At 55.3% G+C, this 18,815-nt stretch carries 16 protein-coding genes; 7 read left to right on the plus strand and 9 right to left on the minus strand.

Annotated features, from left to right (window positions below; translation table 11 throughout):
* Window positions 1-225 precede the first annotated feature (225 nt).
* A complete protein-coding gene (locus D3P09_RS07100; RefSeq protein ID WP_120108616.1) occupies window positions 226-1,026 on the minus strand; it encodes a TrmH family RNA methyltransferase in 801 nt (266 codons plus the stop codon).
* Window positions 1,027-1,158: 132 nt separating this feature from the next.
* On the opposite strand from D3P09_RS07100, the gene sspI reads away from it, so the two are divergent.
* Window positions 1,159-1,395, plus strand: coding sequence for a small acid-soluble spore protein SspI (gene sspI / locus D3P09_RS07105; RefSeq protein ID WP_120108305.1), 237 nt, complete (start codon window positions 1,159-1,161; stop codon window positions 1,393-1,395).
* On the opposite strand, the gene D3P09_RS07110 is transcribed toward sspI, so the two are convergent.
* A complete protein-coding gene (locus tag D3P09_RS07110; protein ID WP_120108306.1) occupies window positions 1,392-2,609 on the minus strand; it encodes an alpha-D-ribose 1-methylphosphonate 5-triphosphate diphosphatase in 1,218 nt (405 codons plus the stop codon). The two genes, sspI and D3P09_RS07110, sit on opposite strands and share 4 nt — an antisense overlap.
* Window positions 2,610-2,748: 139 nt before the next feature.
* Window positions 2,749-3,303 (minus strand): GbsR/MarR family transcriptional regulator, encoded by a 555-nt coding sequence (locus D3P09_RS07115; RefSeq protein ID WP_120108308.1) that lies wholly within the window; start codon window positions 3,301-3,303, stop codon window positions 2,749-2,751.
* 252 nt (window positions 3,304-3,555) lie between these two features.
* Here D3P09_RS07115 and D3P09_RS07120 point away from each other — a divergent pair, with 252 nt between their 5' ends.
* Genes D3P09_RS07120 through D3P09_RS07130 form a run of 3 tightly spaced genes read left to right on the plus strand, consistent with a single transcriptional unit; the run spans window position 3,556 to window position 6,512 of the window.
* The gene (locus D3P09_RS07120; RefSeq protein WP_120108309.1) at window positions 3,556-4,770 is read left to right on the plus strand and encodes a quaternary amine ABC transporter ATP-binding protein; all 1,215 of its coding nucleotides are present in this window, start codon (window positions 3,556-3,558) and stop codon (window positions 4,768-4,770) included.
* Window positions 4,757-5,596: an ABC transporter permease gene (locus D3P09_RS07125; RefSeq protein ID WP_120108310.1), complete on the plus strand. Its 840-nt coding sequence runs from the start codon at window positions 4,757-4,759 to the stop codon at window positions 5,594-5,596. Before D3P09_RS07120 ends, D3P09_RS07125 begins: the two co-directional genes overlap by 14 nt.
* 31 nt (window positions 5,597-5,627) lie before the next feature.
* Window positions 5,628-6,512: a glycine betaine ABC transporter substrate-binding protein gene (locus tag D3P09_RS07130; RefSeq protein ID WP_120108312.1), complete on the plus strand. Its 885-nt coding sequence runs from the start codon at window positions 5,628-5,630 to the stop codon at window positions 6,510-6,512.
* A gap of 87 nt (window positions 6,513-6,599) precedes the next feature.
* Here D3P09_RS07130 and D3P09_RS07135 read toward each other — a convergent pair whose 3' ends face one another.
* The 5 genes from D3P09_RS07135 to D3P09_RS07155 all read right to left on the minus strand — a co-directional run bounded on the left by D3P09_RS07135 (window position 6,600) and on the right by D3P09_RS07155 (window position 15,292).
* Complete coding sequence (locus D3P09_RS07135; RefSeq protein ID WP_120108314.1) at window positions 6,600-8,720, minus strand: serine hydrolase domain-containing protein; 2,121 nt, start codon at window positions 8,718-8,720, stop codon at window positions 6,600-6,602.
* Window positions 8,721-8,861: 141 nt separating this feature from the next.
* Window positions 8,862-10,766, minus strand: coding sequence for an FAD-dependent oxidoreductase (locus D3P09_RS07140; RefSeq protein WP_165867336.1), 1,905 nt, complete (start codon window positions 10,764-10,766; stop codon window positions 8,862-8,864).
* A gap of 186 nt (window positions 10,767-10,952) precedes the next feature.
* Window positions 10,953-12,539 (minus strand): peptide chain release factor 3, encoded by a 1,587-nt coding sequence (locus D3P09_RS07145; protein ID WP_120108317.1) that lies wholly within the window; start codon window positions 12,537-12,539, stop codon window positions 10,953-10,955.
* 55 nt (window positions 12,540-12,594) lie between these two features.
* Window positions 12,595-14,151, minus strand: coding sequence for a glucose-6-phosphate dehydrogenase (gene zwf / locus D3P09_RS07150; protein WP_120108319.1), 1,557 nt, complete (start codon window positions 14,149-14,151; stop codon window positions 12,595-12,597).
* Window positions 14,152-14,404: 253 nt separating this feature from the next.
* Window positions 14,405-15,292 (minus strand): YwmB family TATA-box binding protein, encoded by an 888-nt coding sequence (locus tag D3P09_RS07155; protein WP_120108320.1) that lies wholly within the window; start codon window positions 15,290-15,292, stop codon window positions 14,405-14,407.
* A gap of 146 nt (window positions 15,293-15,438) precedes the next feature.
* Here D3P09_RS07155 and D3P09_RS07160 point away from each other — a divergent pair, with 146 nt between their 5' ends.
* Together D3P09_RS07160 and D3P09_RS07165 are read left to right on the plus strand one after the other, a co-directional pair.
* Window positions 15,439-15,861, plus strand: coding sequence for a hypothetical protein (locus D3P09_RS07160; protein WP_120108322.1), 423 nt, complete (start codon window positions 15,439-15,441; stop codon window positions 15,859-15,861).
* A 139-nt stretch (window positions 15,862-16,000) separates the two neighbouring features.
* Entirely contained in the window at window positions 16,001-16,741 is a 741-nt protein-coding gene (locus tag D3P09_RS07165) for a hypothetical protein (protein ID WP_120108323.1), read from the plus strand.
* Here D3P09_RS07165 and D3P09_RS07170 read toward each other — a convergent pair.
* Complete coding sequence (locus D3P09_RS07170) at window positions 16,738-18,087, minus strand: molybdopterin molybdotransferase MoeA (protein WP_341538278.1); 1,350 nt, start codon at window positions 18,085-18,087, stop codon at window positions 16,738-16,740. The genes D3P09_RS07165 and D3P09_RS07170 overlap by 4 nt on opposite strands.
* A gap of 195 nt (window positions 18,088-18,282) precedes the next feature.
* On the opposite strand from D3P09_RS07170, the gene mobB reads away from it, so the two are divergent.
* Window positions 18,283-18,813 (plus strand): molybdopterin-guanine dinucleotide biosynthesis protein B, encoded by a 531-nt coding sequence (mobB, locus tag D3P09_RS07175; protein WP_165867337.1) that lies wholly within the window; start codon window positions 18,283-18,285, stop codon window positions 18,811-18,813.
* Window positions 18,814-18,815 lie beyond the last annotated feature (2 nt).

Below are 18,815 nucleotides of genomic sequence, written 5' to 3' on the forward strand. Positions count from 1 at the left end.
CGGAGTATTAGGATGAAGACCAGGAGTGTTCGGACCGTGTTGTGTCGGGTTCTTCCATGAGTTTGGATGATGGTGTGGACTTGCATGATGATGTGGTTTCCCATGGATTGTATAATCGTTATTTCCAATCCTTCTGCCGAACTGGTCATAGCATTCCTGATCTAGGTGGTTTGTGGACAGTTAATTTTATTAAGTGATGTTAAATTTGAATTTGACAGAAATTATTTATTTATTGAACTTCCGCTGCCGCATCGCTTCAAACAGCAGCACCGTCGTCGCCATGGCGACGTTCAGCGACTCAGCGCGGCCCTCCATTGGGATGATCACCGATTCGTCAACCAGCGCCCGCACTTCAGGCGACAAGCCCTCCGACTCGCTGCCCATCAGCAGCCATGTCGGCTGGGTCCAGTCATAGCCGTAGCAGCTATGGTCGGCTTGCAGGCTGGTGCCGATCGCTTTCGCGCCTGCCGCTCTTGCCTTTGGCAGCATCTCGGTCAGATCTCCTTGAATAATCGGAAGATGGAACAGAGAGCCCATCGTCGAGCGGACCGTCTTTGGATTATAGAGGTCGACGCAGCCCTGCCCCAGCACAACCGCATCTGCTCCGGCAGCATCTGCGCTGCGTATTATGGTTCCCACATTGCCGGGATCACGGACGCCATCCAGTGCAATAATCAGGCTAGCCGAGCTGTACAGCTCCTCTACCTGCATAACCGGCTTGCGTAGCACGGCAAATACAGGCGGCGGCGTATCCGTGCCTGTGCACTTCCCCATGACGGCTTTGGACGCGCTGATCCATTCCCCATGAAGCCCCTTCGAGGCCATGTCCTCTAGTTCCGCAGGTACGCCGCGTTCTTCGTCATACACAATCTGCAGCACGGCCGCGCCTGTCTTGACGGCTTCCTGTATGAGATGTACGCCTTCAATAATAAATTGACCTTCGCGGTCACGATTTTTCTTCGCCAGCAAGGAAGCCCAATGCTTGACCCTGTCGTTCTGCGGCGATCCTATGTACACATGATTCATCTCGCGCATCTCTCGTTAACCCGACCTTCCATCGTATCGTAGGTACAGTATACCATAACCTGCGTCGCGGATGGCTTCATCCGTTGCAGGGCATAGTAAGAGGGCAAATTTGAACATTAGGAGGTCACCGCCTTGCAAATCATCGATCTTCGCCAAGCGATTGTCAATCGCGTACACGATAACACCAAAGAAGAGCTTACCGAGGTTATTGTCGACTCCGTCGATCATGACGAGAAAGCACTGCCCGGACTAGGCGTTTTGTTCGAGATGATCTGGAAGGAATCAAGCTCCGCAGAGCAGAGCCAAATGATTGATTCGCTCCATCGCCATCTTCATCAAAGCGAAGGCGGCAATCCGTCTCCGTCTTAGTATCTGACGTCCGCGGCGTATACATGAACGCCGTCCACGATCGTATCGGTTACCCAGGGCATTCCTTCGAACCGGTCAACCACAATAAGATCGGCGAGCTTGCCCTCTTCAATCGATCCCAGCAGATCGCTTAATCCCAGCGCATGAGCCGGATGCAGCGTCGCCATTCGCACTGCGCCGGAAAGATCGGTTATGTCCTCATCCGATAATTTAAACAAAGCTGCGAGCATGGATGAGGGGTGGTAGTCGGAGCACAATATGGCTGCCGCCCCTGACCGTATAGCCTCCGCTGCGCTCAGGTTATGATCATGCGATCCGCCTCTAACCACATTGGGTGCGCCCACGCAGACCGACATTCCTTGCTCCGTGCCATAAGCCGCCACCTCCAGCGTGATGGGAAATTCACTGACCGATACGCCAAAGCTCCGGTTTTCGTCAACCTTCTCCAGCGTATCATCATCGTGAGACGCAATCGCTATGCCCTTCTCCAGAGCCAAGCGGCTAAGCTCGCGCAGACGATCCCAATCCACTTGCTGCTGCTTCAGGAGCAAGTTATTGACAATTCGGCGGACCTCCTCTGCTGTCACACCTTGATTTTTCATGACATAGGCCTCGAACGCTCCTGGCTTGCGGTATTGTCCCTGGCCCGGCGAATGATTCATGAACGACAAATAATGAATTTTGCCCTCTTGGATGAACCGTTCCACAATTGGAATTCCGCCCTCATGCGTCACCTCATACCGCAGATGCACCCGATTGCGAATCATGGACCGTTGCTTGCGGTACCGGTGAATGAGCTCCACCATTTCCGTCAGCAAGTGATCGCCCCTTAAGCTTAGCCCGACGCCCAGCGACAAGGAATGATACATCGTTGTAATGCCGTGAACCGGCAGCTTGTGCTCGAATTCCATAAAAGCCAGATCCAGCGGGAACAATGTATTCGGCCGCGGCTGCACCTCTTTCTCGATCGCATCGCAATGGATGTCGATAAGCCCCGGCATGATAAGCTTGCCGTCTGCCTGAAGCACTTCTCCGTCGCCATTCCAGCGCTTCAGCCAGCTATCCTTATCCAGCTCATCGACAATAGCCGCAATCTTTCCGTTCTCCACCGCGATAAAAGCCGGAATGATCCGATCCCGCAAGACCACATTGCCGCCAGCGATGAGCAAATTGCCGCCCGGTCTGGAGCCGCCGGGATGCGAAGACCTAAGCATGGACATACGCTCCTTATTTGAAAAAAATGTTAAATTTAGCATATCACAGTATATCGTTTCTGCATAATCGAACTATCCTATAACCTTCTGGCGGCATAAAAAAACCGCAAGCCTAAAGCAGCTGCGGTTAGCATTCCTATTATTCCCTCGGAAAATACTCATAAATCTCGCCAGACTCGAATGAATCAATTAGCCGGTCCAGCCATCTATAATATTTTAACGCCTCTTCGATTTTCGATTTGTCGCTCGCAAGCAAATTCTGGAAAGCCTCATCTTCGCTATGCTCCCCCACAAGCGCATCTATCTCCTTCATGCTGCGGTTCAGTGCGCTCATGTTCTGCTCTACGGCTTTTCTCCACTTAATGGAGAAGTAATCGGCAAAGTTCTGATGCCAGTCCGGGACAACCTCATACAGGTCCTTCCGGGAGCCCTTGCCCCATACTTTATTGATCATCTTCAAATCATGCAGCGTGCGCATCCCCGTGCTCATCGACGTTTTGCTCATGCCCATCGTTTGGCTCATCTCATCTAATGTGACAGGACTCTGATTGAAATACATATTCCCGTACAGATGCCCGATCGACAGCGTGATGCCGTACAAATCCATGTTTTTGCCGATCGATTCAATGACGCGTCTTCTTGTATGCAGCAGCCTTGTCCGCTGCTCTTCCGTCAATCCCGCAAGCTCGTCCATAATGTCCCTCCAAAGTCGTACGCCAAACCCCTCAAACTTACTACAGCTATTGTAATCAATTGCGCTCTTGGATGTAAAGAAGTCAATCCGATCGAAAAAAGGAGCTATACGGAGTATTCTGTACGTAAAGTTTGTAAAGTTATAACTGTACACTCCTCACGCTAGCTCACGCTCTTTGACCGTAACAAAGTTATCCAACTACACTTATAGAGTCGAATTTTTCCACGAGGGGGCACGAAAGGGGAACGTTATATGGCGATTTTAGAAGCCAAAAAGTTAACCAAAATTTTCGGAGATGATCCGAAAAAGGCCATACCGCTGCTGGAGAAAGGTTGGTCCAAAGAGAAAATATTGAGGGAAACGAAGCTGACCGTCGGTGTCAATCAAGCGGACTTCACCATTGAATCCGGTCAGATCTTCGTCATCATGGGCTTGTCAGGCAGCGGCAAGTCAACGCTTGTCCGGCTGCTGAACCGGCTGATCGAGCCTACAACCGGCCAGCTGCTGTTCAACGGGAATGACGTCCTGAAGATGAACGCAGAGCAGCTCCGCCAATACCGCCGTAAGAATATCGGCATGGTATTCCAGAAGTTCGCGCTCTTCCCTCACCGGACCGTCATTCAGAACATTGAATACGGCCTGGAGGTTCAAGGGATCGATAAGAAGAAGCGGCGCGAGATGGCGATGGAATCGCTGAAGCTCGTCGGCCTGTCCGGCTACGAGAACAGCTATCCGCATCAGCTCAGCGGCGGCATGCAGCAGCGTGTCGGCCTGGCGCGCGGACTTGCGAACGATCCCGAAGTGCTGCTTATGGACGAGGCGTTCAGCGCGCTTGATCCGCTCATCCGCAAGGATATGCAGGATGAACTGCTGGAGCTTCAGACCAAAATGAAAAAAACGATCGTGTTCATTACGCATGATCTGGATGAAGCTCTGCGGATCGGAGATCAAATCGCGTTAATGAAGGACGGCAGCATCGTTCAGATCGGGACGCCGGAAGAAATTCTGATGCAGCCGGCCAACAAATATGTGGAGCGGTTCGTCGAGGACGTCGACTTGTCGAAGGTATTGACCGCATCCCATGCGATGGAGAAGGCAGAGACCATTACGATCGACAAAGGTCCGCGTGTTGCGCTCCAGTTCATGCGCGACCGGGGCGTCTCCAGCCTGTATGTTGTCGACCGTTCCATGAAGCTGCTCGGGCTTGTGTCGGCGGAGGATGCGTCGGCCGCTCTGAAGGAAGCGAAGGGCCTCGAGGACGTGATGCAGAAGGAAGTGCCTGTCACTTCCCCGGATTCGCTATTGAATGAATTGTTTGAATTGATGGGAGGCGCGAAGCTTCCGGTCGCTGTAACGGATGATACCGGAAGGCTGAGAGGCGTTGTCATCAAAGGCGCCGTGCTTGCGGCGCTAGCGGGCAACGGCAATTCGCTGCTGGATGGAGGTGATTCGAATGAATCTGCCTAAAATTCCGCTTGCGGATTGGATCGAAACAATTGAGAAGTGGCTGGAAAACAATCTGGGGCCCTTCTTCGATATTATCAGCGCCATAATCGGCGGCACCGTGAACGGGCTCGATGATGTGCTGAGAGGTCTTCCCGCACTGGTGATCATTGCTGTATTCGTCGTACTTGCCTGGTTCCTTGGCAAATGGAAGTTGGCCCTCTTCACCGCCATCGGTCTGCTCATCATCGAGAATCTGGGCTTATGGGGCCCGACGATGCAGACGCTCGCGCTTGTGCTGACAGCCGCAATCATATCGGTCGTCATCGGCGTGCCGATCGGAATCTTATGTGCCAGAAGCAATGCTATGCAGAGAATCTTTACCCCCTTGTTAGACTTCATGCAAACGATGCCTGCATTCGTGTATCTGCTTCCGGCCGTAACTTTCTTCCGGCTTGGCGTCGTGCCCGGCGTCATCTCATCCATTATATTTGCTATACCGCCTACGATCCGCTTAACCAATCTGGGGATCAGGCAAGTACCTGGCGAGCTGGTAGAGGCGGCGGACGCCTTCGGCTCCACTCCGCTTCAGAAGCTGTTCAAGCTTCAGCTGCCTATCGCAGTACCTACGATTATGGCCGGCATTAACCAGACGATAATGCTGTCCTTGTCTATGGTCGTCATCGCATCGATGATCGGCGCCCAAGGCGTCGGGGAATATGTCTACCGCGCGGTTACGCAAGGCCGGACAGGTGTCGGCTTCGAGGCTGGACTTGCTATCGTTATTCTGGCCATTATCCTGGACCGACTCACGCAGAAGGTCGTCCAGCGCACTGAAAAGCAATCTTAATGAAATGATATTACAAATTAGGAGTGATTTGATGAAGTTGAAAAAGTGGAGTTTACTTGTTGCAGTAGTCACGGCGCTAGCTATGCTGGCAGCATGCGGCGGAGGCAATTCTAACGGCAATGGCGGCGCCAAAGAGCCGAAGAAGGAAATCAAGCTGGCTTACGTCGCTTGGGATTCCGAGATCGCTAGCACGAATGTTGTAAGGGAAGTATTGGAGCAGCGGCTAGGCTACAAGGTAGAGATGCTGCAGGTTGACGCTGGCCCAATGTGGTCCGGCATTGCCAACGGCAGTGCTGATGCGATGGTAGCCGCGTGGCTGCCAACGACGCATGAAACCTATGTGAAGGACAATGAAGGCAAATTCGAGGATTTGGGACCTAACCTGAACGGCACGAAGCTGGGGCTTGTTGTTCCTTCCTACATGGACATCACGAGCATTGAAGACTTGAGCGGCGATGTAGGCGAATCCTTGAAGCACACAATCGTCGGTATCGAGCCGGGCGCCGGACTGATGATGGCAACCGAGAAGGTACTGGAAGAATACGGTCTGTCAGACTGGAAGCTGCTCTCCAGCTCCTCCGCTGCGATGACGCAGGAACTCGAGAAAGCTTATGCGAATGAGGAGCCGATTGTGGTAACAGGCTGGACTCCGCACTGGAAGTTCGCGAAGATGGATCTGAAGTATCTGGAGGATCCTAAGGGCGTCTATGGTCAAGACGAGCAAATCCACACCATCGTACGCAATGGCCTGAAGGACGCTCAGCCGGAAGCCTACGCATTCCTGGACGCATTCGAATGGTCCCCTGACGACATGGCCGAGGTCATGATTCAAATCGTCGAGGGCGCTTCTCCGGAAGCGGCAGCCAAGGCATGGGTGGAAGCAAATCCGGACAAAGTTGATGCTTGGTTGAAATAAGGCATACATTCATCATTGATGGATTAAGCTGAAATAAAAGAGGACACCGAATTCCGCGGTGTCCTCTTTTCATTTGATCATTAACGACTAAGCTGCTTCCTGCGCTTCAGCCGCAGGCGTATCGGATGGAGCAGCCTGCGCTTGCTGCAGCAGCGCAGCATAGATTTGATCTGTTGGCGAGAAGTTCAGCGCGAACAAGATCGCCGCTTCTTCCGCACGGTTCAAGGCTTTGCCGGACAGGAAGTCAATTGTTCCGTCTTCCTTCACCTGTACCTCAGGACCGTGAACCTGGAATGCAATCAGCGTGCGTACCGCATCAGCGGCCCACTCAGCTGTACCCGGAGCCAGCTTGATGCTCTGGAATGCTTCAGGGTCATATTGTCCCACAAGCATTCTCCACAGGATAGCCGCCGCTTCCTGGCGGGTAATCGCTTGATCCGGCTTGAAGCTGCCTTTGCCATTGCCTTGAACAAGTCCAATCTCGAACGCCGCCTGCACGTAGCCTGCATTCTGATGACCAGTCAGGTCTGTGAAAGCAGCTGGCTCCGCTTTGCTTGCCGGAACCATGAACAGCGATAGCGCATTTTTCACAAATTCGCTTCTTGTTACAGCCTGTTCCGGATTGAAGTTTTGGTTCGCTTTGTTTTCGTAATAGCCTATCGATTGAAGGGCATGGATAACTTGCGCGTATGGATGATCTGCCGGGATGTCCTCATAGCCCACTGCAGCGTCGCCTTTCTTCGCATAGCCGAACGGATTCAGATACGGCTCTTTCATATACACCGCATTGCCGCTCGCGTCCAGCTTGAACGCTGTGAATTGGCCGGTTAGCTGATCGACAAACAGGTTGGCGTCCACTTGCTTCAGCTCTCTCGTCCCCAGAAAAGCGTCATGGATCGTAAGCTTTTCTTCACCTTGAACGGCTGACTTCAAGACATTAAGTCGCAGGTCCGAGTAATAGCCTGCGAATTTAGCCAGCTCGCCCGGCTTCGCCTCATAAGCATCCAGCTTCGCTGGAGCCGCATATTGCGGGAAGAAGGTCGAGATGAACTGCGAGTAGAGCAGGTTGCGCAGTGCTCCGTTTTGATTGTAAGTCAGGAACACGCCTGTGTTTTGCTCCGGAATAAAGAATAGATAAGAGCTGAAACCGCCCAGATCGCCTGCTTTAGTAATGACCTTGGAGCTGCTGCCTGCGCCAGGAATCTGGAACGGCGCTTCGAATCCGTATGTCGTGTTCGGCAGAAGCTCATGAATGGAGGAACGATATACCCCCATCTGCTTCACGGAATCCTCGGACAAGATGCGGCTATCGCCGGATACTCCTCCGCTTAGGAACGCTAGCATGAACTTGCTCATGTCCTCAGACGTGGACAGCATGCCGCCTTGCGGCATCACGGTTGGCGTCAAGGCATAAGGCTCGATTGGCGTATTGGCTGGTCCATAGCCGACAGCCAGGTTATCCTTCAGCTTGCCTTCAAGCAGGAATCCGCTGCTCTCCATGCCAAGCGGCTCGAAGATATGCTTCTCTATGTAGTCGGCATACGGCTCTCCGCTTACCTTCTCCACGATCAATCCCAATACCATGGAAGCATAATTGTCATACATATAAGAGCCACCCGGCTCCCTTACAACCGGAGGCACGTTCGCGCGGACATAATCCTCGATTTCGACGACTTTCTCAAAGTCCTGATGGATATCCTCCGGCTTCGGATCACGGATCTCAAATCCGGTCGTATGCGTCAGAAGGTTCTCGATCGTAACTGGCTTGTTGAACGGGTTCTGCAGTGTAAAGCCGTTGAGATGCTTGGTGAAATCATCCTGCAGGCTAAGCTTGCCCTGCTCGGCCAACTGCATGATCGCTGCCGCCGTTATGCTCTTGGACACAGAAGCGATGCGGAAGACCGAGGATGCGGGATCTACCGCCTTCTTGCCTTCCAGGTCGGCATAGCCGTAACCCTTCTGCGCAAGCACTTGTCCGTCCTTGACCACAACGACAGATGCACCTACATAATGGGGCTTGGTCGTCTCAGCCGCGAAGAAGTCATCCAGGAACGCTGCTGCGCTTGTCGCATCCAGCGCCTTGCCCGCCGCAGGCGTATCCGCTCCGGCAGCCGATGCCTGGAAGGCCGGCGTCAGAAGCGTAAGCGACAACGCTGCCGCTACGGCAGATTTGAACCAGAAAGAAGATCGTACCGATAAAGTTTTCACTCTCTCACTCCATTCCTATTATTGCTAGACTCTCTACTATTTACGAGAATGAGCTGGAATCGTTTCATCATTTTGGAAATAAAAAAGCCTCCGGCGCTCTTTCACGAGCGCCGGAGGCTTTCAATGAGTTAATTCCTGATATTAATAAACAACACCTGCTGCGAAGGAAATGGCATCTTTGATCAGCATATACACATCGCCGTTTGTCAGGTTGTTCGGGTCCTTGATTGTGGCAAGCGTAGCGTCGAGCAGCGTGCCGTTCGACTTCAGGCGCTCCAGCGCGCCTTCCTTCTGGGCGCCCTCTTCAAGCGACAGCGCAAGCGTGTATGCCGCCTGCTCCAGCGTCAGCGGCTGCTTGGCCGGTTCCTCTATGCCCCCGACAGCGGCATCCGCCGAATGCGGGAAGGCTTCAGCGAACGCTTTCTGCACGCCTTTCATATTCATCAGCATTCGCTGCGGGTTGGACGCCGCGTCCAATTGGAAGTCATTCGCATAAGCGCCTTGGGCAATGCCGATGCTTGCCGCAGCTTTAAGGCCTTCATATGCCGGATGCTTGATGAACGCATACGGTTCCGTCTTCGGAGCATCCAGATCTACGCCTTGCTCCGTAAGCAGCGTCCGCAGCGACTGCACCAACGTCTCATCGGCTGCCAGCTGGCGAAGCGTCACGCTCTTGTCCATTGCGAGCTTCACTGCGGCGCCGGCTGCCTGGCCTGTCGCCATGCCCAGCGGCACTACGCGCGCACTGCCGTGCGGAAGCGTATCGAAGCTTGCGGAACGTCCGACGACTAGCAGGCCGTCGACCGCTTGCGGAACCAAAGCGCCGAATGGAACGCCATACAGCTTCGGCGCCATAAGCACCGTGCCGCGGTCCGTCTTCGCCGACGATGTGCTCTGAATATCTACCGGATAAGAGCCGAATGCAATATCGTCCGGATGCGTCCGCTGCTCCAGCAGGTCAATCATATTCAGGCGGTACATGCCGACCAAGTGGCGCGTCTCGCGGATATACAGCTCAGGGGCAAGCTCGCCAAGCTCGATCGACTCAAATTCCGGATACAGCTTCTTCGCATGCTCCAGCATAAGCGGGATTTCTTTGCGGGCGATTTCGTAAGCTTCCTCTTTGGAAGCCGGGTCGAACGGATCAACACCGAAAATCTGGACGGAGTTGACCAGCATCGTTTCATTATTTTGGCGGCCAAGGTTGAAGCCGCGTGAACGGATGCGCTCAGGGTTCGTAGACGGATAATCCCACATCTCGATGTAGCCCCATGCGCTCTGATCATTGGCTCCTGTGCCCGGGTATTCGTCGTTGTTCAAGCGATGCTTGATCTTCCCCCATACTTCAGGCGTTACGTTCTTCAGCGTGAACACCGGCGTTACCGCCATCAGCAGCTTCGTATCGCCGATATCCTCACGGCCGAATGTAAACTCTGCGCCAGCGGCTGCAGCAAAGTCAGCGTCCTGCGTAGCATCGATCACCGCGCTTGCGCTTACATTCAGCTCCTTGCCGTCTCCCAGCGTCAGCTTGACGCCTTTCACAGTCGGAGTGCCGTCGGCTGCCTTCTCTACAATCGGTTCGATGGACTTGGCGCCCATACGCACTTCAATCAGCTTCTCGGCTTCCACCAGCTTGTGGAATGCGTTGGCAGCTGTCGTAATATCGAAGGAATCGCCTTCGATCTGATCGAACCATTCCTTGAACAAACCTTTATTGTAATAATCCTTGCCGTCCGGCTTGCGGTTCATGTCCAGGCTGTTCAGCCACCCGAGCGTGAATAAGCCGCCCAATATCTCCCGGTCCTTGCCGTCAACAAGCAGCGTCTTCAGGCCGTTGCGCGCGGCGGATACTGCTGCAGTCACGCCTTCCGGGTCAGTACCGACGACAATGACGTCATATTGCTCCTGAGGCGTCTCCACTTGCGGAATCTCCGTAACGCTCGTCGGCTCCGGAGTCGGCCCGGCTTTGTCGGACCTTGTTGTGTACCACACAACCAAAATACATGCGGCAATGACCAAAATTCCTGCGGGTAATAACCATTTCATTTTTTGATTCTTCATAACGTTCCCTGGATGCACTCCTTTGTACTGCTCTATTTTCTGTACCTCTATCAGTCTACCAAAACATAGAGTGCGTGTGGTTAATATTTTCTTAAGAGATTTGAAGAAAACCTAAAAAAATCCTCCTACGGGGCATTTTGCTCCCGTTGGAGGATTGTTATCCTATGCAAATTATGGAGCCGTCTCCAGGAACTTGGAGGTCGGGTTTTTGTCCATCGCTGTCCGCATCGCATATTCATTCTCGAACAAAGCAACGTAATTGCCTTTCTTGTCCTTGACCAGCGTCGAGTTGATTCGGAACTTGGATGGGTCGATCTTCTCGTCCACAATCCATCTTGCGAATTGGAACGTCATCCGGTGCAGCTGGATATCTACGCCGTATTCCGCCTTCATCCGATGCTCGAACACCTCGAACTGCAGATGGCCGACAACGCCCAGAATCGTCTCGTCGAAGTTGCCGGTCGAATAGAACACCTGAATCGTGCCCTCCTCCGTCAGCTGGTCGAGACCCTTCTGGTACTGCTTATGCTTCAGCGCGTTCTTGACCGTAACCTTGGAGAAGATCTCCGGCGAGAAGGTCGGCAGCTCGTCGAACTCCACCTCAGAGCCCTGCGAGAGCGAATCTCCGATGCGGAAGATGCCCGGATCGAACAAGCCGATGATATCGCCCGGATATGCCGTCTCGACGATATCGCGGTCCTGGGCCAAAAACTGCTGCGGCTGGGACAGCTTGATCTCCTTCTTGTTGCGGACATGCTTGACGGCCATGCCCCGCTCGAACCGTCCCGAGCAGATGCGCAGGAACGCAATCCGGTCACGGTGCGCCGGATTCATGTTCGCCTGAATCTTGAACACGTAGCCGCTAAACTTCTCGTTCGTCGGCTCTATCTCGCCTGATGTGCTATTGCGCGGCCCCGGCTTCGGCGCAAGCTGCAGGAAGTTCTCCAGGAACGTCTGCACGCCGAAGTTGTTCACGGCGCTGCCGAAGAAGATTGGCGTGAGCTCACCTGCACGCACCTTATCGTAATCGAACGGGTCGCCCGCCACATCCAGCAGCTCCAGCTCGGAGATCAACTGGTCGGTTAAGTAATCGCCGGCCATCTCGCGGATGATGGAGTCGTTGTAGTCGCTGACCTTGCGCACTTCAATCGTGGAATGGTCATTGCCCTGGAACAGCTCTACCTGCGACTTCATCCGGTCGTAGACGCCGCATAGCTCGCGGCCCATCCCGATCGGCCAGTTCATCGGTACGGAGCGAATGCCAAGCACCTGCTCCAGCTCCTCCATCAGCTCGAACGGACTTTTCCCTTCACGGTCAAGCTTGTTAATGAACGTGAAGATCGGAATGCCGCGCTTGCGGCATACCTGGAACAGCTTGATGGTCTGCGCCTCGACGCCCTTCGCGACGTCAATTAGCATGACCGCGCTGTCCGCCGCGGTAAGCGTACGATACGTATCCTCGGAGAAGTCTTGGTGACCCGGGGTGTCCAGAATGTTCACACGATGGTCCAGATAATCGAATTGCATAACGGAAGAAGTAACCGAGATGCCCCGCTGCTTCTCAATCTCCATCCAGTCTGACGTTGCATGGCGGTTAGCCTTGCGCGCTTTGACAGACCCTGCAAGCCGAATGGCTCCTCCGAATAGGAGGAGCTTCTCGGTCAGGGTCGTCTTCCCTGCGTCAGGGTGGGAGATAATAGCGAACGTGCGTCTTCTGTCCACTTCCTGTTTAATTTCATCGCTTAATGATTGACTCATGCTTGCCTTCCCTTCACTTTATGCAAGGTTTACGACAGCGCAAGCAGCACGGATGCTACTTGCCGCTGTTCGTGATCCAGATAACATTGTCTTCTTCCTGGCCGTTCACCGGCCACCAGTGGAAGCCGTCTTTCTCAAGCAGCTTTCCTGCCTCTTCCGGTCCCCATGATCCTGCCGGGTAGAAAGCGAGATCGCCCTTGTCCTCGCGCCAAGCTTGCGCAATGCGGTCGACGAATTCCCATGCATGGGATACTTCATCCCAGCGGGTAAAGTACGTGGAGTCGCCGCGGGCCGCATCATGAATCAGGCGCTCATACGCTTCAGGCGTATTGATGCCGATCTGGCAGCTTTGGCAGAATTCCATCGATACAGGCTGTACCGCATTGTCCGAGCCCGGCTTCTTGGCATTGATCTTGATATAGATGCCTTCCATCGGATTAACGCGGATAACGAGCAGATTCGGCGCCAAGTCATGGCGCTGCGCGAACAGCACGTTATTCGGCATCGACTTGAATTCCACGACGACCTCCGTCGTCTTCACAGGCATGCGCTTGCCTGTGCGAATGTAGAACGGCACGCCGGCCCAACGGAAGTTGTCCACGAATACTTTCGCCGCGAAATATGTCTCCGTCACGGATTCCGGATCTACGGAATCCTCCTGGCGGTAGCCTGGCAGCTCCTTGCTGCCGACTTGGCCTTCTGTATATTGTCCGCGGATGACATGCTCGCGCACGTCATCGCTGGAGGTGTAGCCTCTCAGCGAGCGAAGCACCTTGACCTTCTCGTCGCGGATATCCTCGCCGTGAAGACGGCTTGGCGGCTCCATCGCAATCATCGTCAGCATCTGGAGCATATGGTTCTGGCCCATGTCTCTCAGCGCGCCGGACTTGTCGTAATAGCCGCCGCGTTCTTCAACGCCTACCGTCTCAGACAGCGTAATCTGAACGTTGGCGATATGATTATTGTTCCACAGCGGTTCAAAAAATGCATTCGCAAAGCGGATAACTTGAATATTCTGAACCATTTCCTTGCCAAGGTAGTGGTCAATGCGGAAGATCTCTTCCTCTTTGAATACCTGGTTCAGCTGTTCGTTCAGCTTCTGCGCGGACGGCAGATCGTAGCCGAACGGCTTCTCGATGACAAGGCGATGCCAGCCCTTCGACTCCAGCAGCCCTCCGTCGCGGAGGTTGAAGGAGACAGGTCCGAAGAGGGACGGCGCCAGCGCCAAATAGAACAAGCGGTTGCCCGGAATATCGAACTTCTGGTCCAGCTCCGTGGACAAAGCGTTCAGCTCGCGGAAGCCGTCGACATTGTTGATGTCCAGGGACATATAGACGAAGTGCTCCGTGAACCGGCTCCAAAGCTCGGCGTCATCCGCCTTGTAGCGGCAAAATTCATTGATGGAATCATACAGATCAGAGCGGAATTGCTCGTTTGTGCGGGGACGGCGCGCAAGGCCTACAACCGCGAAGTTCTCCGACAGCTTGCCTTCTTTATATAAACTGAACAGCGCCGGGAATAGCTTGCGCCGGGCCAAGTCGCCGGTCGCACCGAATAGATAATAGACGGCGCCATCTGGTGAGATCGATTCTACATTCGTATTGTAAGTCATATGCCTCATTCTTTCTATGGAATTTTTATACGAATTACATGTTATGTAGTGTAGCATATTCACCCTTTTTTCGCCATTGAACGGGCCATAAAAAATAATGATAAGTTGCACAAGTTCTTCTGATTGCAGAATAATCAGAAGTTTGCGCCATCCCCTGTTCTGCAATTTGGAGCAAAATAAGGCCTGCGGGCGTATCCGGCGGCTCCTCATCGCCGCATCTTGGCAGCGTCGGCGTGCCCCGGATTGCTGCCCGTTAACGGGCAGCCGCCAATTCATCGCCAGCACCATCCGCTTCTTGTATGGGGTGAGCAGCGCCGAATTCCCCTGTTATAAGCGGTACGCCGAGCGTCAGCTCCGTCATCTGGTTCTCCGTGTTCTCATGTACTGCAATCTGAAGATTCGCCGTCCTCCCTCTGCCGATCGCCTGGGACGTCTGCAGAAGCGCCGAGCTATAGGTCGTGCTTTGTGTGCCGCGGTCCCGGTAAGCCTCCAGCGCTTTTCCTTGCGCGAGACGCTCCAGCCGCTGGGCAGTCTCGGGACCGGGCACGAATCCATGCGATTTCACGCTTGCCGTCGCATGCTGCGACACTTGCCCGATCCGGTCCGCAATTCCCTTGGCATCGGCAAGCAGCGTCTTCAGCCGCGCCTCGCTTTCTGCATCACGATCCAGCATGACGAGCAGCCGGACGCCGGACGCTGATTCCTCCACCAGATGGAGCGAGAGCATGCTCTCTTGTCCGGACCAGCTTCCTTGGATCGACTTTCCTTGATTGGTCACGCTCCTGGCGGTTGGCCTTCCTTCAGCATCGACAAACAGCAGATCTGCAAGACGTTCATACTCTGCGCTCCCGGCCGCCTCGACCTGCCAGCGCAGATGCCAGTCTGCGGCGGCAGCGCCTCCCTGCATCGTTTCATCCGCCCAGCCCCACAGCTTGGACAAATCATGGGACAGCCCGTTTATAGCGGACTCATTCTGGGTATCTGATTTGGAGAGAAGCAGCGCAAGGAGAACCAGAATCGCGAGCAGCACGAAGGCTCCTGCCATGCCAAAAAAACGGTTCGGCCTGGCCGGCCTTCGCTTGGCGGATTGCGCCGATGAAGCAGCGCCCAGTGGAAGCGCCGATTTTTCCGGGATATACATATACCCTTGCCTCCTTTGCGATTCACTTTTAGAGGTTGTTCTACTTAGTGCTGAAGACCGGAATTTTGAACACGCGTGTATTTATACACGTTCGCCCTGCAGGTGAATACACTGGTTGCAACATTACTGGCGAGGTGACTGGTGAAATGGAACAGATTTATCCGATCAGGGAAGAAGTGCTTTCGACGTACGGCGGAATGCCGGTGGCGGTTATTTTCAAATCAGGCTATAGAGAAATCGGAGTAATACGGTCCTGCCAAGGCGGCAAGCTCGTATTAGGCAATCCTTACACCAGCAGAGCGGCTAATTATGGAAGGGGACCCTATCAGGACGGCGGCTCCCATGCGGCAGAGGCGGATGAAGCCTCGCAGCCAATAGAAGCCAAGCCTGCGGCTGCAGGCAAGAAACTGGGCAAAAAGAAAAAAGCCAAAGCGGCCGGAGTGGGCCATTCCCCTACTAAATACGCTTCTGAAGGCGATAATCCTTCCTTGTCCGCACGCGCTGAAAGCACGGATGATACGATAAAAGTTGACCTGGACGACATCGCTTATCTATTTCTGATCGTTTAATCGACAGAAGGCGCGTGCCCAAGCCGGGCGTTCCTCCGATTTCGCTCCCAATCGCCAAGCTTCGCCTCCGCCGTTCGCCAGCCTTCTCGGCCTGCTTAAGCTATGATGAGCCTAAAAATATTTTTTGGGAGGACGGAATATGACCTTATATACTCGGGCAATACGAGGCATTGAACGCACGATGCATTATACGAAGCTGCAGCCGGTGAACCGCTATGCGGCATACCGTCTTACCGCCTTCGAGCAGGCCTCCATCGTGCAGAGAGAAGACTGGAACCGGATATATAGCGACGCGGCGGACAGTGCGGCCGTCTGGCTAAGGCAAGCCCAGGAAGCGCAGAAGCGGCTTGACCGCATGCTTCAGGAGCTGGGGCGCGATGCCGGCATTCGGAATGCGTCATTCGTTCGTGCGCAGATCGATGAACTGGTGGGAATGATGAATGGGCTGGAGCGCAGCTACCGCTCGCATGAAGAGCGGCTGCAGCCGGAGGTGTGGGAGGCCGTTGAGCTGGCGCTGCGCCACCCCGCCATAGAAGAGCTTGGCATTCGGAGGGATGCGGGAGGGGCGCTGCGATGGGAGGGCAGCAGCGATGATTCGGCTCCGCGTGAAGCCGCGCAGGGCCGCTCTTCGAAGGCGGGCTCCAGAGAGGAGCTGCCGGAGATTCTGGGCGACAGCGGCAAGCTGCGCAGGCTGCTTCTCGGCACGGACGGCTTCATCAATGACTTGAAGCACGCCTTGACCTTCGCGGAGCAGCGCCAGTCCATCGACTTGCTGCGCCTGCCCTTCACCTCGGCTTACCCCTATGCCATGTATTACGGTGCGATGCAATCATATTGGCCGCTTCCGATACGGGGAGTCATCCTGAACAAATATTATTAAGTGAGAAGCCAAGCTTCTACAATGCGTCCCGCCTCTGCGCCGCTTGATCCGGAGGGAATAACGGCCAGCGCCTCCGCTTCCGCGAGCGAAGCGGTCATGCTGGACTTGCCGAAGGCTAGCGGGTCAGCATACAGGCGTCCGTCTTCCCCGTACTGGAGCGAGACGCGGACGTAACGGTCATGCGGGCTGCCTTTCCCGATCTCGCGGGCTAGCTGCGCATGCACCTTGCGATGATAAGGCGAAGGATCGCCTTGCATAGCGCGCAGCGCGGGCACACCAAGCAGCTCGAAGCCGGTGAAGCAGGCGCCGGGATTGCCCGATAACGCCAGGACAAGCTTGCCATCCATCCAGGCAGCAGAAGTCGGGCTGCCCGGGCGCATAGAGACGCGATTGAACAGGAGCGTCTCCGGGGAAGCGCTGGTCCATCCCGGCACTTCCTCATAGCGGGGCAGCGAACGGAGCAGCAGCGCCATCGCGTCATAATCGCCGACCGACACGCCGCCGGTCGTCACGATCATATCCGCTTCCCCGCCAATGCCGCGGAGCGCCTCGCGCACCGCCGCCGGCTCGTCGGGCAGCGCTCCGCACAGCAGCGGCTCGCCGCCGTGCTGGCGGATCATTGCCGCGACCATCGCGCTGTTGCTGTCGCGGATATGGCCCGGCGCGAGCGGAGCCTCTACCGGGAGCAGCTCGTTCCCCGTAGCGAATATCGCGACGCGGGGGCGCCTGTACACGGGCACGCTGGCATAGCCGAACGTGGCCAGCAGCGCGATATGGCCCGGCCGCAGCAGCTCGCCGGGCCCTGCAATAGCGCTCCCCAGGCGGAATTCCTCGCCCTGAGGAGCCACGTTCTGGCCGGGGCGGGCGGCGGCCTTCACCAGCGCCGTCCGCTCGCCTCCGGCCATGCCCTCCGCGGTCTGCTCTAGCATGACGACCGCGTCGGCCCCGGGGGGCACAGGCGCGCCGGTCATGATGCGCGCAGCCGTGCCCGGCTGTACGGCCGCCAGGGCGAGCCCGCCCGCCGCGACCGTGTCCACGACGCGCAGCGCCGCCGGTGACTGCGGCGACGCCTCCGCCGTATCTGCCGCGCGCACGGCGTAGCCGTCGAGCCCCGCGCGCGCGAAGGGCGGCCAGACGCTCGTCGCAAGCAGCTGCTGCGCGAGCCTCCGGCCGCCAGCTGCCGCAAGCGGCACATGCCCGCTTGCAGTCCGCGCCGCAGCGGCAAGCACACGCCGCTGCGCCTCGTCCACTGTGATCGCGCGGCGGTTGAACCGGCCGTCGCTTCCTCCGCTATTGACGCTTCCCATCCTTATCTCCTCAGCCACCCGGATTCCCCACCCCTGCATTGTTGCATACCGTAATCCCTTACATGATTGCTTTATTGTATCATAGCGAGCGCAGAGGCAGAATACAGCGCCTCAAGCCCTCTAAGTAATGGTCCAAGCGTCTTGAGCTCCGTATATGATACACTTGACCATAGTGCAAAACCACTATTCAACTGTATAAGCCACGCTTTATTCCATACCAAGGAGGCCCTTACCTTGCATCAGCAGCACGCTTTTATCATTCAGCTTGTCGGATACAAAAACACCGGCAAGACCACCTCGGTCTGCCGGTTAACAGAAAGATATAAAGGATTAGGGCTGCGCGTAGGCACGATCAAGCATGACGCGCATGACTTCCAGATCGATACGCCGGGCACCGACACCTGGAAGCACCAGGCTGCAGGAGCTGACATCACCGCGATTACCTCTGCCAGCCGTACCGCTATCCTGAAGCAGTCCAAGTCTGAGCTGGATGCCTTAATAGCGGCAATAGCGCAGGATGTTGACATCATTCTGATCGAAGGCTTCAAGACCGCTCCTTACCCGAAGCTCGTCTTCGCCCGCGAAGCTGATCAGCTTCGCCTGCTGGAATCGGTCAGCCAGCCTATTGCGCTGGTAGGCTGGCCGGAAGCCCTCGCTGCATTCTCAGCCGAGGAATATAGACTAGAGCCCACGCTTCCTGTAATCCCGATTGATGATGAAGAAGCGCTGTTCGCTCTGCTTGAATCTATTAGGCCCCATGCCTAATG

The organism is Paenibacillus pinisoli (assembly GCF_003605435.1).
GTDB lineage: Bacteria > Bacillota > Bacilli > Paenibacillales > Paenibacillaceae > Pristimantibacillus > Pristimantibacillus pinisoli.